Consider the following 14,582-nt stretch of genomic DNA (forward strand, 5'->3'; position numbering starts at 1 on the left):
TTTCCGTAAACAAAATCTGTTTGTAATAAGCCCTATCCAACAAATCTAAAAAATTGTTTTAGGAAAGTAGTGATCTCACTGCATTACTTGTTTTATTATATCTAGGAATTGTGCTGGGCGAAACGGCTTAATCACCCATCCGTTTGCTCCTGCTTCTGCACCCTTCTGCTTTATATTTTCTTCTGACTCAGTAGTTAAGGTTAGAATAGGGACATCCGTATTCCTTTTTCTTACTTCTCGTATAAAAGCAAGTCCGTCCATCACAGGCATATTTATATCCGTTATAACCAGATCATATTCAGCATCGGTGAATTTATCTATGCCCTCTTTTCCATCAGATGCAAGAGTGACGTCATAGCCACCTATCCCTAATGTCTGTTGGACCAAACTCCTCATAGTAGCCGAATCATCTACTGCTAGTATTCTTAAGTTTCCCATATATTAAGCTCCTTTAATAAATAACGTAAAGTTGGAAGGATTCAATTCGTAAAATCGGCATGTACCAAACTCACGAATGATGAAATTTTTGGAATATTCCGATATCGATTCCGCAGAACCTAGAATAAGAAAGCTGTCTTGATTCAAAGCCTTCTCTATTTTGTTAAACAAACTTTTTCTTTCCTGCTGATCGAAATAATAAGACACATTCCTACAAAGTATTAAATCGCAGTTGGATGGATAAGGATCATAGATCAGATTATGCTGTTTAAATTCTATAATAGATCTTATCTCATCATTTACCTGGTACAAACCTTTGGAGACGGGATCGAAATACTTTGCGAGATGAGCATCCGACAACCCTCTTCCTATCTCGAAAGCCGAAAAAATTCCGCCCTTCGCTTTTTCTATCGTATCCTTTGCTATATCCGTTGCGGTTATGCTGATATTCTTAAATAATTGAGGATATTTTTCGTGAATGGAAATAGCAACGGAGTAAGGCTCTTGTCCGGTGGAACATGCAGCTGACCATATTTTAATCTTAGCATCCTTTTGTTGTTTTCTTTCCAATATTTCGGGGATGATCCTTTCTAAAATCGCTCCAAAAATACTTTCATCCCTAAAAAATCTAGTTTCGTGGGTTGTTACCCTTTCTATTACTTTTTCCCTAAATTCAAGATCAGAACTTTCTTTGAATTTTTTCGACAATTGCCCGAAATCAGATAAATTATAATCTGATAATATATCTGAGAGACGGCTTTCCAAAAGGTAGATCTTCTCTTCGGTTAGAGATACTCCCGTCGCCTGTTTTATCGCTTCCATTAATTCGAAAGTGGCATCTAACATTATATTGAGTTCCTTTGTAATAGGTTAGAGATCCTCTCGGCAATATGGTCAACATCCAACACTTCATCGACGAGTCCTTCTTGTACCGGTCGATTAGGCATTCCGAAAACGGTACACGATTCTCGATTTTGAGCGAGTAAGTATGCTCCCTTGTTCTTTAGTTCTTTCATTCCAAGATAACCGTCTTCTCCCATTCCAGTCATAATGATCGCTGTTGTTTCTTTCGGGAAATTTTCAGCCAAAGATTTAAATAGAATATTTACTGAAGGTTTACATAATTCCTCTTCGGGACCATTAAACACTCTTGTAGAAGGACCGGAAGGACCGTTAACTATTTCGAGTTGTTTTCCTCCGGGAGCTATATAAGCTACTCCTTTCTGTAATACTTCGCCGTCCTCCGCTTCTTTGATCAGCATATTCGCAGCTTGCGAAAGACTTTCTGCTAGATAGTTGGTGAACAAAGGCGGCATATGTTGCGCTATTACAATACTTCCATTAAGATTTGGCGGCAATTTTTGGAATAATTGGCGCAAAACAATTGGTCCTCCGGTAGATATACCTATCGCACATATTGCACAGTCCTTCTCCCTTTTGGTTTGGATCACATTAACAGGAATATTCTTCTTTTCTACCGGACTCTGTATGATCGGCTTAATCGGACTAAGGGCTTTGATCTTAGAAGTCAATAACTCCAAGGTTTCGCTTAACGCTCCTTCTTGACCCCCATTTGGTTTCGGTACGAAATCGATCGCCCCCATGTCCAACGCTTTTAATGTGATCTTAGCTCCTTCTTGAGTGAGTGAACTCAGCATAATCACTTTTGTGTCCGAAAATTTAGATTTAATTTCCTCCAATGTTTGGATCCCGTTCATCTGGGGCATTTCTACATCCAAGATCACGAAGTCAGGTTTCAGTTGAGCGATCTTAGGAAGGGCGAACTTACCATCTATCGCCGCTCCTAAAAATTCGATCTCACCATCTTGAGAAAAAGTATTCCGAAGAAGGTTCCGATAGACCAAAGAATCGTCCACGACGAAGACGGAGGTCTTCCGCGACGCCTTATTTTTTTCTACAGGTAATTCCAAGGCGCTCACCTTTTACTTAGCCGAATTCGAAATTTTGAATTGATTCACCAACATCGTCATACCTGCGGCAAGATCTTGAAGAGATTGGGAAAGTTTAGAAACGCTACTCGAATCTTTAGCTCCATCTAGAGAAGCAGTAGATATCCCATTGATATTTTTGGTAACATCGTTCGAAGTAAGAGAGGTTTGACTAACGTTAGCTGCGATCTCCTTGGTCGTGATAGACTGTTCCTCGACTGCAGAAGCGATACTTCCACTGATCTCATTCACTTCGGCTATTACACTCGTAATTTTACCGATGGATTCGATTACCTTCTCTGTACTTTTCTGAATGGCAGAGATCTTATTTTTGATTTCTTCGGAAGATTCCGCGGATTGACGAGCGAGTTCTTTAACTTCAGATGCGACTACAGCAAACCCTTTCCCAGCGTCTCCTGCTCCTGCGGCTTCAATAGCTGCATTTAATGCAAGAAGTTTGGTTTGAGCGGCAATATTGGATATACTTTCGATTACGTTACCAATTTCATTCGCATTCTCTCCGAGTTCTTTTACAACTCTGCTTGTTTCGATCGCAGTAGAATTTGCTTCTCTCGCTATCTTAGCAGAGTCAGCAGCCTTTTTAGCTACTTCTCCAACAGAAACGGACATCTCTTCGATTGAACTCGATACCACATTCAAATTCTGATTCATCTGAGTTGCAGCAGCCGCAATTGTTTGGGATTGTTGTGACATCTCCTCGATGCCTGAGGACAAGTTCAAACTTGCTCCTGATAAGTCTTGAGCAGAAGAAAAGAGTATATCTCCGTTCTCTTTCAATCGAGAGATCAATGCCGCAGTATTGATCAGCATGTTCAAGATCGCTTTTCCTAATTCACCCAATTCGTCGTTACGATTGTGAGCGATATCTGCGGAAAGGTCACCTGTTGCTATTTTGTTTGCAATATCAGTGGCTTCTTTTAGAGGTTTCAGAATATAAGAAGTTAGATAACCACCTAATAAGATTTGGACAGCCGCAAAAAATCCAGCAATCCCCATAGTCACTTGTGAAGCTAAACCGATATATTCCGAAACTGCTAAACTCCCGAGACCTAATACGCTTAAAAAGATAAACGAGAATAACTTTGTTCTAATGGAAATCTTTCTTTTCTGAGTAGGTTCTAATTTCCGTTTTCCCGAAAGTATATCATCATACAATTTGGAAGCGGCTTCGACTTGTTGCCTTGCCGGAGTTCTTCTGACCGACATAAAGCCCACAATATTCCCGCCCTCAACTCTAGGTGCTACATTCGCATCCACCCAGTAAAAGTCCCCGTTTTTGGATCTATTTTTGACGATCCCTCTCCAAGGTTTACCACTTTGGATTGTATCCCAAAAATCCTTGAATACACTCCTAGGAATATCTGGGTGTCGAACTACATTATGAGGTTTACCAACTAACTCATCATCTGTTAGACCCGCTATCTCCAAAAACTCTTTGTTTGCATAGATAACCCGACCTTTCAGATCGGTCATCGAAACAAGAGTGCTCCCTTCTTTAACAAAACGTTCATTGTCCGTCAACGTTACGGACATTTGTTTTCTCTCTGTTTCCTTTTCTTTACCTTGAGATACAAAACCTAGCATATAATACTCCTCACTCGTCTTCGAGACGTAGTAGCTCTTCCCTATTTAATATTATCATTGTTTTATCTTTTAAAATCGTTACGTTTCGTATGAATCTCGCTTCTCTCTCGTTTAAATGAGAAGGACAACTCTCCAAATCCTTATTCGGCACCTCTACGATATCCGAAACCGAATCTGAAAGAATGGCGAAAGTTTCTTTCTTTCCTTTTAACCGAATGAGGGAATGTTTTCCTTCTCGGCTTATATCATCTTTTCCGAAGAGAGATCTTAAGTTAAGTATAGTAACAAGGTCCCCTCGTAAGTTCACGATCCCTTCTATGTAATCAGGAGAATGAGGAACTTTTAATATTCTTTTGTTGTGATCCACTTCTTTACATCCTTCTAAAGGAAGTCCGTAGATCTCTGTTCCAAGGAAGAACGACAAATATTGTTTCTTATCTTCTTGATCCGCCATACATCACTCCGAAATAATTTCCTGACGAATCATATCTTTTCCGATCTTTTTCAGAACAACGATAGGATCGATGACGATGACCGTCTGTCCAAATACAATCCCGTTACCTATTACGCCGGAAGATTGATCCTCGTTCTTAGAGAAAGAACCTATTTCTCCCACAACATTATGAATTTCTTGTACAAGAATTCCTTTCTTCCCTAAAGAAGTCTGAATGAGTATCATAGTTTTCTCAGTATCCTTTCCTTCGTCTTTCAGATTGAAATAACGATCTAGTCTACAGAGTTCTACGACTTCTCCACGGTATTGGATAACCTCTCTATCCATGATCCTTTCAAAACATTTCGGATCAACTTGTTCGATCCGAATTACGGATCTCGAATCCAATCCAAACATTTGCTTATATACGGAGAACAGTAGATAATGCTCCTTTTCCCCGATCTCGCGAACAGTTTTAGAGCGAAGCTCCTCTTTTACGTTCGTATGTAACTTTAAGAATTTGCTGATTCCTGAAATGTCTAAGATCAACGCGACATTTCCGTCTCCTAAGATCGCTGCACCTGTGTAAAGATTGATCTTAGCAAGATCCTTCGAAAGAGGTTTAACAACGATCTCTTCCGGATTTTCGATCTCTTCTATCAACATTCCGAATTTATGTTTTTCAGTATGAACGACCACAATGTATTTGTTGCTTTCGTTCCCCGAACGATCAGAAGATAATCCGAGTATTTCCCCACTATCAATTAAAGGAAGAAGGTGACCTCTTAGTTGATACACCATCTTTTTCTCCAAGTACGATACGGATTTTCGATCTAGTAAAATAAGCTCCGAAATATTTTGTTGAGGTATTGCGAAGAGCATTCCCGATGTCTGAACCATTTGGCAATTTATGATAGAAAGAGTCTGAGGTAGAGAAGCGATAATCGAAGTCCCTGCATCTTGTTTAGACAAAACAGAAACCGTACCACCTGCTTTCTGAAAATTCATCTTTACCACATCCATGCCTACGCCACGACCAGAGGTGGAGGAAACCGAATGAGCAGTGCTGAAACCTGGAGAAAAAATAAATTCGGATAATTCTTCCGGAGATTTTCGATTTGCTTCTTCTTCTGTTATAAGTCCTCTTTCGATAGCCTTACTCTTGATACGATCGATATTCAATCCTCTACCGTCATCTTCGACCTTAAGGATAACGTTCCCTCCTCTAAGAGAGGCGGATAAATGGATTTTCCCTTTTTTAGGTTTCCCTGCCAAAACACGTTCTTCAGGAGATTCGATTCCATGATCGACGGAGTTCCTGATCATATGCGTAATCGGATCCGAGATCGAATCGATTATATTTTTATCAAGTTCGACTTCTCCTCCTTCTAAAACCAACTCCACCTGCTTTCCGGTGGTTTTTTCTAGATCATGGATCAATCTTGGAATCCTTTTATATAATGATTCCAACTTTTGAAGCCTAGTTCGCATAACGCTTTCTTGCGAGGATGTGATCAACTGGCTTAGATTACGGACTATAGATAGTAAAGAAGGATCGTCATAATTCTCGATCTTTTGCAGTAGCTGGTTTCTTACGATGATCGTCTCACCTGCAAGATTGATCATATGATCCAATAACTGAAGAGGAATCTTAAGATAATGCTCCGCAGAGACCTCTTTTGATTTTACCTGACTCTCTGAATCGGCTGCCGACTTAGTAGATTTGTTCTCAATTGGCTGAGATACTTGCGAGCTTTCTTTTAAGTCCGGCTTAAAAATTGTGGAAGCCGAAAGTAAAGAAACAGGAGAAAGTTTCAAAAAACTTTCCTTATCCGCAGAATACATTACTACAGCATAATGTATTTTAGTCTGGGAACCGTTCGAATAAGATCCACTCTTTCCGTTAAAATCCCCGTGGCCCAAAACCATGCCGATACCGGAGAACTTCTCTATTGCATCCGAACAATTTTTATCTTGCGGATCCTTCTGCTGAAACTTGATAAGAAAAAGAGAAGAACCTTCCTGCTCCGCCTTTGCGATATAACTTTTAGGAATTAACACTTTCCCATCTTTGAACAAAATCCCATCCACTTCCTTACTCGGAGCAGGTATGATTGGTTTATCCTTTTTAGGAGGAGTAAATAATCCAAATCTAGGTTTTTCGTCCTCTCCAGATCCTTGGTCTTCCGACTTCAGACTTTCATTGATCCTTGACACCAATTCTGAAACTTTCGATTCAGGGACACTATCTCTTCGCTCGTTCATCTCTTTAAGAGCGTCGATACAATCCAAAAAAAGACCGATTTCCTTATCTGCAGGTTTGGATTCCTTTTTGCGGAATTGATTCAGTAGACTTTCAAATGAATGAGCTAATCCAGTGATCAATGGAAAATCAAAAATGGCTGAGTTACCCTTTATAGTATGGATCACTCTAAAAAGAGTATTGATTTGCTCAGGTTGGTAATCCTTCTCCAATTCGAGAATAGACTCTTCAGCCATATCCAGCAGTTCTCTAGCCTCTACCAGATAATCTTTTAATAGGTTTTCGTAATCGACTTCCATATATTCAGCGCCTTAAGCAGATACCACAGGAAAGAAAACTTCTGACATTACACAAGGTTCAACCACAGTAGAAGTATGATCGGAAACATTATGAATATTAAATATTCCACGATGTTTGTTCACTATCATATCGACGGCAGTCAAACCGAGTCCCATTCCGAACCTTTCCAACTCGGAAAATTCCTCAACAGGGGGAAGCAAACGAAAGAAAGGACGAGTTACTAAAACTTCTTTATTTTCCGCATCCACCAGATCTTGAGGGGAAGTAACTACGTTCTTTATAGCTATGCAGAAATATCCATCTATCTTACCGAAATAAACATCGATGAAAGTAGATTTCTTAGAGTATTTCATCGCGTTCAAGATGAGCTCATCAAATACGATACCTATCCAATCCAATTGCGCCTTAAGTGATCCTTTCAATTTGCTGGACGAAAATCGTATCTTTAAATCCTTCTTATCCAAAAAAGGAACGAATGTCGCAGTTTTGTTAGTTAAAGTATTCACCAAATCGTCGACGGAAATTGTTTCCATCTTTCCTTGTTCTCCAGCCAAAGCAAGTATAGTGGATAAACTTCCCAATTGTTTTCTCAAAACGTCTTGGCTTGCATAAAGAAGATTTAATATTTCGTTACTTACCAATGCGCCATTCTCAGTAGTCTGGTGACCCATTTTAAGTAGATCCAGAAGAGATAGGATAGCTCCAATCCCGGATCCCTGAGAAAAAGAAGTATTCAAAGATTTTATAGTAGAAAGAGATAATGAATTTTCATCGGACTTTCGAATGGATTCTTTATAAGTTAACCAATCAAGTTGCTCTTTCAACACGTCACGATTCGATCTTTCTACACCCGCTTGAAATTCTCGCAAGTTGCTATATTGAAAAGCCAAGGTGATGGTTCTATCAAAGGATTCCTTCGTAACAGGTTTAACAAGATAATCAAAAACACCTAGCTTCATCACTTCGATTATCTTGTCCGGCTCATCTAGAGAAGATTGTACTACTATAATTGCATTTGGATCCTTCTTCTTTAGCTCACATATAAAGGATGGCCCATCCAGTTCAGGCATTACCAAATCTACAATGTACAACGCATAAGGTTTTGAAGCAGAAAGGATCTTCTTCATTCCCTCCTTACCATTGGAAGCAATATCGAAATCCCAATTCATCTTTCTGCAAAAATGATCGTAGACTAATGCGATCTCCGGTGAATCCTCTAATATCAGAATTTTTCCCATTCCGGATTCTCCGGAAAGAACCTGCATATCTACGACTTGATCTAACTCCTGACCCATATATTTCTCTTCCCCTGTTCTCCGTCGTGCTCACTTGAATGAAGATCAAGGATCACCATCGAACAATTTTTTGAGACTTGAGATAGATCGAAATTATTACGCGGAACTATTACTTTTGAATATGAGAAAGATAATTAACGCTGCTTCACCGGGATTAACTATGTCAGAATATCACCCCAAGCACAAACGTTATGCACTCTGACACCAAAGAAACGGTAAATAATTGACAAATGTCAATTTTTTCAACGTGTAAAAAATATAAGAGCAGCTAAAAGTTTTTTTCAGATCATTTAAAATACATTTCCGCAATCCCAAGAGCACAGTGGAGACGTTTGGCTTTTTTCGTCAAAAAATGATAGAGAAGAAAGAGGGTCAAATGTTGGAAAAGACAATAGGCAGTCAGGAAACTGATCAAAGATTTTGCGATATCCTCTCTGATCCTTCCACAATTGCACGAATTGCGGATTCTTTCCTGTATATGGAAGAGCTTACGGTGAAAGGATGGTCTTCAGATACTAAAGTAATGATCACAAAAACTTTCGGAGATTCCGGACAGATTTCTGTGCGCTTTCAGAAGGGATCTCCTATCTCTTTGGGCGAAAAGATTGTCCTACAAAGGACCCTGAAACATCATATAGAACTAAACTGTAGAACAGTCAGACGCCTTAACGACTTCGAATTTTTAATGCAAGCCGAATCGATTTCTATCGCTAAAACAAATCGAAAGGAAGAAAGACTTCGAGTTAAGAATGATTCCGTATTTGCAACGAACATAGTTTATCATCCTGAACGATTCGAATTAAACCGCCATATTTCTTTAAACGTCATTCGCGAAGCTTTAGAAATCTTTAAAGAGGAATTAAAACATCCTAAGTTCGGAGAGATCAAGATAGGACTCTTTCAATCCGGCCAGGAATCTAAATTTGAAATTGTTAGAAAAACGAAGAAGATCTTCTACATTCAAAATACGAGCAAACCTAGCTCTTACACTGAAGTCCTGCCTCAATTTGTGCAATACAGCACTTACTTCGGTAAAAATATTCTTTCTGCGATTAGAAGTTATAAAAATGAATCGATTATATCCGAACTTATACTTCCGATTTTATATGATAAAAATGATAAAGACTCGTATCCTAAAGCTTATCTTTGGGTGAGGAGCGCTCAAGAGCCTATCCTAGCAGAAGATCTTTCCGAACTCTATACCTTATCAGAAAGGATTATTAACTCGATCCAGAATTCAGATTCGATCAAAGCAACGGACCGGTTTGATGTATTGAATATTTCCGAGTCCGGCGCAAAGATAAGGATACACCAAAAGGAGTTATTATACAATCTTTACGGAAAAGAAAGTCTTAAGTTTGACCTAGTCTTCAAGGGCAGACCTCCCATTCATATGAATGCAAAGATCTGCTGGCGTTCGGTGGACAGAAGTGGGAAACTTTTCTTAGGACTACAATTCATTTATAACCAAGAGCAGCTCGCAAGTTTAAGAAAATTAGAATATAATCTCCAATCCTTACGTAATCGTATGAACTCCGGCAGAGGAGATGTTTCGGTTTTTAAAATTTACCGAAGCCTGCGACCTAAAAAAAGGAAATTTTAACCTAAACTTAGCAAAGATTTCTATGGAAATCGCATTTACGATTTTTCTTCTTTTCCGTTTTAAAATCTGTAACCAAAAAATCGAATATGTAAATTGAGTGATAATCCTGAACACAAAGTTAACTGCTTTGTAAGTCGATTTAAAATCAATTATTCAGTCCCAACCTAATTCCCACTCCAAGCTGTAGATAAAAAGTATTTAATATTCTTCCAGTAAATTGATCTGAGTAAATTCGGGTACTTTGCCTATAAAATTCTGCCGTATAGAAATACTTAGGACTTGGATGATAATTTGCGCCAATCCCTACTCCCCATGAATATCCTCGCCCATTCGTCATTGCTGAGCTACGAGCATAATAGTCGTCGCGAGAACTTGCATGCACGCTGTCACTTACTGGAAAACTTACCCCTGCTTTAACCTTGATATAGGGATCGAACTTTTCTTTAGGTAAAAAGTGAGCGGAAAGAAATGTTAACGCCGATATATCAGAATATACCTGAACTTCCCTAGGCAAAGTTGTTACGTCCTCATTCAACGCAAAATGAATCTGTTTCTGAACTTTTTGTCTAACGGCATGAACAGCTTGACCCTGAAAAGTAAATCCGTAACCTATATAATCTGTCCATCCGGATTCTAACTCAATTCCATACAGACCAGTGCTTTGATAAACCGGACGATCGTAAGTAGAAACAGCAGGCAATCCTACTATGTTTCTTTTCACCTCACCAATTTGAATTCGATTCAAAAGATTTTTATCATAATCTTTTTCTGCGTCTATGAATGAACCATTAGGTGGCCCGAGCGATCCGCCACCAAAGAATAAAAACGAAAAATAATCTTTAGAGAATCCTATTTTAGAATTTGTTTCTTCCCCATACATCGAAAAATCTTTTCGAGGAGCCATTTCACCCATTAATAATTTAGGAAACACAAGAATGAACGGAATTAGCAGAATAGACCTTTTCATCTTTTTGCTCCTCCAAAAGTCGCTAACGTATTAGAATTATACGACCTTCTTTGAAAATGAATTGGTTCCCGGATAGATTAAGTCCCGTAAAAAATCAATTAAACGAACGAAGAAATCCAATCGGTAAATGATTTTCATTACTTTTAAACATTACTGCAAATAGTAATGGCAGAAGATCTGTTTTCAATAATTCCATGTGGACAATATTTCGATTTTTAACTCTTCGAATGATAATCGTTTATCGGCAATATCTTATTCTTGTAACTGAATCTCTGATCCTATAGCCTTTTCTTTCCTTATCCGTTTCAACTTTGCATTTACTACGAATATACCGAAGATAACAAGAAATGCCCCACCAAGATCATATGCATTAGGTGCTTCCCCTAACACCCAAGAAGTCAACATTGCGACTACAGGTATCAGGTTTCCGAAAATAACCGCTTTATCTGGACCTACAGCCTGGATTCCGTAATTCCAACATAGATATCCCAAGAAGGTACTTAATCCGGCCATATAGAGGATTGCCAGCCAAGCCGAGTTAGGAATCTCCTTAAATTCGGTATTCCAATCTCCATTAATAAAAGTTAAAATTATTAAAGCAACTGTTCCGAATAAAGCCGTAAATGCGGTTGTTTGGATCGTAGAAACACCAGGAATGTATTTTTTCATTCCTACGGAGTAAAAACTCCAGCAAGTAGCTGCAATGAGAATAAACAGTATGCCCTCCCCATGAAATGCATTCAAAAGAGCAGTAATACTTCCATCAGAAATAACAAGTACAACACCCAGGAAAGAGATCAAAGTCCCTAGATAATGTTGAAGCTTGATCTTTGAGTTTAACATAAAGTAAGAGAGAAAAATAGCAATTGCAGGGCTTGCAGCAATCACGATTGCTGCATTCATTGGAGAAGCTTTTTTCATTCCAATAAAAAAGAAAAAATTAAATCCAAATACTCCAATAATACCAAGCGAAATAAACACAGTCAAAGTCCTTCTATCCACCTTTAACAATTTTCTATTGGAAACAAAGACAAACAAAAATAAGAAGAAGGTTGCCAATAAAAAACGAAGTGCTCCTGCCAAACTAGGGGAGAAATGAGAAAGAGCTTCCTTCGCTACATGGAATGTTGTTCCGGTTACGAGGCAAAAGAATATTAGAGAAAGGTAAGGTTTGATAGATGACATTCTGGATTTCCTAATTTGTTTTTAAAAGAGTATCGTATTCTTTCTGGTTTGCGAAGGATCCCTATTTTTTCATAGTAGCGAAGAGTATAAGGGCTAAAATCTGTGATCTCTGAAATTTCTGAAATGCTAAGAAATTTACTCATATAGATCGGACTCACTTAGAGTTAGCTCTAAGTGTAAATTTATTTGGTAATTATAGAAAATTTTAGTTTTGTGAGAATACTAGTTTAGGATCTAAATTGATTTCCGGGCAATTGAAACTTCTACACTCCGCCACCGCCACCCGCATATACAGGTATAGCCCAATCATCTTTCAAGATGGTGATACTGAAAGACCACCATTCGTACCCATGCCACAATCTCCAAATTTCCGGTAAACCATCATCATTTATGTCAGTGATTCCAATAGTAGAGGCTATATCATTCTGATCACTAAAGGTTGAATAAAATTCCAAATTTTCTATCTCATTACCATTCACTTTATCTATCCGATAGAAGTATGGAGCGATCTTCTCTTCTTTAACCCCAGCACCGACGAAGCGTGAATGTTCACTAATGATATAACTTACGTTTCCATTTTGCGCTTTGAATTGAAAAAATTTGCAATGCCTCTGACAATTTGGGGCGAGAAATTTAGCGGGCAAATCTGGAGTCGATTTCAATCGAATCAAACTATCTTTAAGAATAATTTCCTGAAATTTCTTATCTATTGATTCAGAAATATTCATTTTGCCCAAGGCCAAATTACTCGAAAAGGTTCCTCCAATCGATGCTCGATATTTTTTACTTTCGGGCAAAGACTTATATAGTTTGCCCGTTACACATTTTATTATATACTCACAGTCAGGCAATTTCGTTGAAGAGGAGACTACATCTCCTACACTTCCGAATTTAGTTCCGTCCGGATTGAGTAGAATGATCACCTTTTTAGGAATCTGTTTTAATTTTACCACGCTTCTCGAAGAATATTCGGTATGGTTTTCTAAAACTCCAGCAGTAGAAACTCCGATTATCTCATATACATCTCCTTTTCTGGGATAAACTAGATAACCAACAGAGCTTAGTCTAAAACCTATATATGAGCTGAAGATATACCCTTCTTTACCATCCTTTCTCTTTTTGATTTTTACCCAAATACCTTTCAACTCGACTTCTTGGTCTTGCTTAATCGTAAGTGTATTATGTTTATCGAATGAAAGAATATCAAATTCATCTCCTTTGGATAAATTTTCAATAACTTCACTTTTTAAGGATGGACCGACCCGAAGTCTCACCTGATCTCCAGATATAGCAAAAAGACTCGGCTTTTCTATTTCAGTCTTTGGGTTCTGCTGAATAAATTCGCAAGAGAAGAGTGATACTATAATGCAAGTTGCTGTAAAAAATATTTTCATATCTCGCTTGTTTTAGCAGAATACTATTTGGGTAACTCTACTCATTTAATATACAGATCCAAACTGGAAACCAACTATAGGTCAACTCTAAAGCGTCTGCCTTAAGAAGTACCGTGATTAAAATCATATTAATTCTCCTTTATCTTGCTTGAAACGGTCCTTTGCGTTAGGTATTCTTCGTATGAAAATAGGGAGATGAATATGAATAGAATATTAATGATAATTTGCAGTTTGCTAGTCGCTTCTGTGATCCAAGCCCAAGGAGGCGGAGGAATGGGTCAAGGGATGGGAATGAAATATGACCTATCCAAAGAAGTAACCCTGAACGGTAAAGTCACGGAAGTTACTAGGATACCTCACGACAATAATAGAGAAGGAATCCATCTTACTTTTCAATCCGCGAATGAAACGCTAACAGTAATGCTTGGACCTTCTTTCTATCTAGACACACAAGCAGTAAAGATTGGAAAGGATGATACAATCACAATCATCGGTTCCAAGATGGGGAATATGCTACTCGCACGAGAAGTTACAAAAGACGGGCAAAAGCTCTTACTTCGAAGCGAGACTGGAGCGCCTCTATGGAGTCGAGGAGGCGGACGCGGAGGAAGAGGGAAACGTTAATGGAAGAAGTTCACTTCTATCAAGTAGATGTAAAATCGGAGAAGGCATGTTTAATTTCAAACTCGATAAAGACCTCCGTTCGTCTTGAGATGGATATAACCACTTCTTAACGAAAAGTGTGGCTTCCAATTCCAATGGAACCGCACTCTTAATGTTTTACTTTGTGAGTTTGAAAATATTTTTTCCTAGGGCGATAAGTTCCGCATCGGTTGGATGATCTGTAGCGATTTCGCCTATTATTTTTTTGGCTAAATCAGAATGGTGAACTTCCAAATGATTTTTAAATTGTGTTTTCGCCATACCTGGCCCGGTTAATAGTATATTATCGACTTTGGTTAACTTGGAAGCTACCTCTTCAAAAAAATGTTTTAAATCCTCCGATTTAATACCATCGATCCGATCTAAATGTGTGTCATGTTTCTCCGGTTTTGCGTGATGTAAAATGACCGAGCTATTAGAGTGATCTTCTGCAAAAACAAATTCCTTTGCCATCGACTTATCGATTGATAAAATACTGTAAGACATT

At 38.5% G+C, this 14,582-nt stretch carries 14 protein-coding genes; 2 read left to right on the forward strand and 12 right to left on the reverse strand.

The annotated features are described in order from the left end of the window. Nucleotides 1-75: 75 nt before the first annotated feature. From B1C82_RS07420 to B1C82_RS07450, 7 genes are read right to left on the reverse strand one after another with little or no spacing between them, the layout of a single operon-like run. Nucleotides 76-438 carry a response regulator gene (locus tag B1C82_RS07420; protein WP_086446983.1) on the reverse strand — a complete coding sequence of 121 codons (363 nt, stop codon included), beginning with the start codon at nt 436-438 and terminating at the stop codon, nt 76-78. A 3-nt stretch (nt 439-441) separates the two neighbouring features. Further along, entirely contained in the window at nt 442-1,284 is an 843-nt protein-coding gene (locus B1C82_RS07425) for a CheR family methyltransferase (RefSeq protein ID WP_086446984.1), read from the reverse strand. Beyond that, nucleotides 1,284-2,378 carry a protein-glutamate methylesterase/protein-glutamine glutaminase gene (locus tag B1C82_RS07430; RefSeq protein ID WP_086446985.1) on the reverse strand — a complete coding sequence of 365 codons (1,095 nt, stop codon included), beginning with the start codon at nt 2,376-2,378 and terminating at the stop codon, nt 1,284-1,286. The genes B1C82_RS07425 and B1C82_RS07430 overlap by 1 nt, the downstream gene beginning before the upstream one ends. Nucleotides 2,379-2,381: 3 nt before the next feature. Continuing rightward, entirely contained in the window at nt 2,382-3,992 is a 1,611-nt protein-coding gene (locus B1C82_RS07435) for a methyl-accepting chemotaxis protein (protein ID WP_086446986.1), read from the reverse strand. Nucleotides 3,993-4,002: 10 nt separating this feature from the next. Then, the gene (locus tag B1C82_RS07440; protein ID WP_086446987.1) at nt 4,003-4,446 is read right to left on the reverse strand and encodes a chemotaxis protein CheW; all 444 of its coding nucleotides are present in this window, start codon (nt 4,444-4,446) and stop codon (nt 4,003-4,005) included. A 3-nt stretch (nt 4,447-4,449) separates the two neighbouring features. Continuing rightward, nucleotides 4,450-6,987: a chemotaxis protein CheW gene (locus B1C82_RS07445; RefSeq protein ID WP_086446988.1), complete on the reverse strand. Its 2,538-nt coding sequence runs from the start codon at nt 6,985-6,987 to the stop codon at nt 4,450-4,452. Between the two features lie 12 nt (nt 6,988-6,999). Next, the gene (locus tag B1C82_RS07450) at nt 7,000-8,283 is read right to left on the reverse strand and encodes a response regulator (RefSeq protein ID WP_086446989.1); all 1,284 of its coding nucleotides are present in this window, start codon (nt 8,281-8,283) and stop codon (nt 7,000-7,002) included. 376 nt (nt 8,284-8,659) lie between these two features. On the opposite strand from B1C82_RS07450, the gene B1C82_RS07455 reads away from it, so the two are divergent. Beyond that, on the forward strand, nt 8,660-9,886 hold the full coding sequence (locus tag B1C82_RS07455) for a DUF1577 domain-containing protein (RefSeq protein WP_234008234.1): 1,227 nt from the start codon (nt 8,660-8,662) through the stop codon (nt 9,884-9,886). 145 nt (nt 9,887-10,031) lie between these two features. On the opposite strand, the gene B1C82_RS07460 is transcribed toward B1C82_RS07455, so the two are convergent. The 4 genes from B1C82_RS07460 to B1C82_RS07475 form a co-directional block, all read right to left on the reverse strand. Then, nucleotides 10,032-10,853, reverse strand: coding sequence for a hypothetical protein (locus tag B1C82_RS07460; protein ID WP_086446991.1), 822 nt, complete (start codon nt 10,851-10,853; stop codon nt 10,032-10,034). Nucleotides 10,854-11,105: 252 nt separating this feature from the next. Then, on the reverse strand, nt 11,106-12,038 hold the full coding sequence (locus tag B1C82_RS07465) for a DMT family transporter (protein ID WP_086446992.1): 933 nt from the start codon (nt 12,036-12,038) through the stop codon (nt 11,106-11,108). Beyond that, nucleotides 12,008-12,181: a MerR family DNA-binding transcriptional regulator gene (locus B1C82_RS20940; protein WP_086446993.1), complete on the reverse strand. Its 174-nt coding sequence runs from the start codon at nt 12,179-12,181 to the stop codon at nt 12,008-12,010. The genes B1C82_RS07465 and B1C82_RS20940 overlap by 31 nt, the downstream gene beginning before the upstream one ends. A gap of 120 nt (nt 12,182-12,301) precedes the next feature. After that, nucleotides 12,302-13,312, reverse strand: coding sequence for an SH3 domain-containing protein (locus B1C82_RS07475; RefSeq protein ID WP_157894106.1), 1,011 nt, complete (start codon nt 13,310-13,312; stop codon nt 12,302-12,304). Between the two features lie 321 nt (nt 13,313-13,633). Here B1C82_RS07475 and B1C82_RS07480 point away from each other — a divergent pair, with 321 nt between their 5' ends. After that, on the forward strand, nt 13,634-14,056 hold the full coding sequence (locus B1C82_RS07480; protein WP_199775738.1) for a MamS/MamX family magnetosome protein: 423 nt from the start codon (nt 13,634-13,636) through the stop codon (nt 14,054-14,056). 156 nt (nt 14,057-14,212) lie between these two features. Here the strand turns inward: B1C82_RS07480 and B1C82_RS07485 are convergent, their stop codons facing one another. Continuing rightward, nucleotides 14,213-14,581 carry an eRF1 domain 2 gene (locus tag B1C82_RS07485; RefSeq protein ID WP_167373750.1) on the reverse strand — a complete coding sequence of 123 codons (369 nt, stop codon included), beginning with the start codon at nt 14,579-14,581 and terminating at the stop codon, nt 14,213-14,215. Nucleotide 14,582 lies beyond the last annotated feature (1 nt).

The organism is Leptospira venezuelensis, from assembly GCF_002150035.1.
Classification (GTDB): domain Bacteria; phylum Spirochaetota; class Leptospiria; order Leptospirales; family Leptospiraceae; genus Leptospira_B; species Leptospira_B venezuelensis.

Bases quoted from the DNA above. Each gene is read 5' to 3' on its own strand.
- B1C82_RS07460 (WP_086446991.1), bottom strand. From the start codon at position 10,853: ATGAAAAGGTCTATTCTGCTAATTCCGTTCATTCTTGTGTTTCCTAAA.
- B1C82_RS07445 (WP_086446988.1), bottom strand. From the start codon at position 6,987: ATGGAAGTCGATTACGAAAACCTATTAAAAGATTATCTGGTAGAGGCT.
- B1C82_RS07440 (WP_086446987.1), bottom strand. From the start codon at position 4,446: ATGGCGGATCAAGAAGATAAGAAACAATATTTGTCGTTCTTCCTTGGA.
- B1C82_RS07455 (WP_234008234.1), top strand. From the start codon at position 8,660: ATGTTGGAAAAGACAATAGGCAGTCAGGAAACTGATCAAAGATTTTGC.
- B1C82_RS07435 (WP_086446986.1), bottom strand. From the start codon at position 3,992: ATGCTAGGTTTTGTATCTCAAGGTAAAGAAAAGGAAACAGAGAGAAAA.
- B1C82_RS07425 (WP_086446984.1), bottom strand. From the start codon at position 1,284: ATGTTAGATGCCACTTTCGAATTAATGGAAGCGATAAAACAGGCGACG.
- B1C82_RS20940 (WP_086446993.1), bottom strand. From the start codon at position 12,181: ATGAGTAAATTTCTTAGCATTTCAGAAATTTCAGAGATCACAGATTTT.
- B1C82_RS07420 (WP_086446983.1), bottom strand. From the start codon at position 438: ATGGGAAACTTAAGAATACTAGCAGTAGATGATTCGGCTACTATGAGG.
- B1C82_RS07450 (WP_086446989.1), bottom strand. From the start codon at position 8,283: ATGGGTCAGGAGTTAGATCAAGTCGTAGATATGCAGGTTCTTTCCGGA.
- B1C82_RS07465 (WP_086446992.1), bottom strand. From the start codon at position 12,038: ATGTCATCTATCAAACCTTACCTTTCTCTAATATTCTTTTGCCTCGTA.
- B1C82_RS07480 (WP_199775738.1), top strand. From the start codon at position 13,634: ATGAATAGAATATTAATGATAATTTGCAGTTTGCTAGTCGCTTCTGTG.
- B1C82_RS07485 (WP_167373750.1), bottom strand. From the start codon at position 14,581: ATGTCTTACAGTATTTTATCAATCGATAAGTCGATGGCAAAGGAATTT.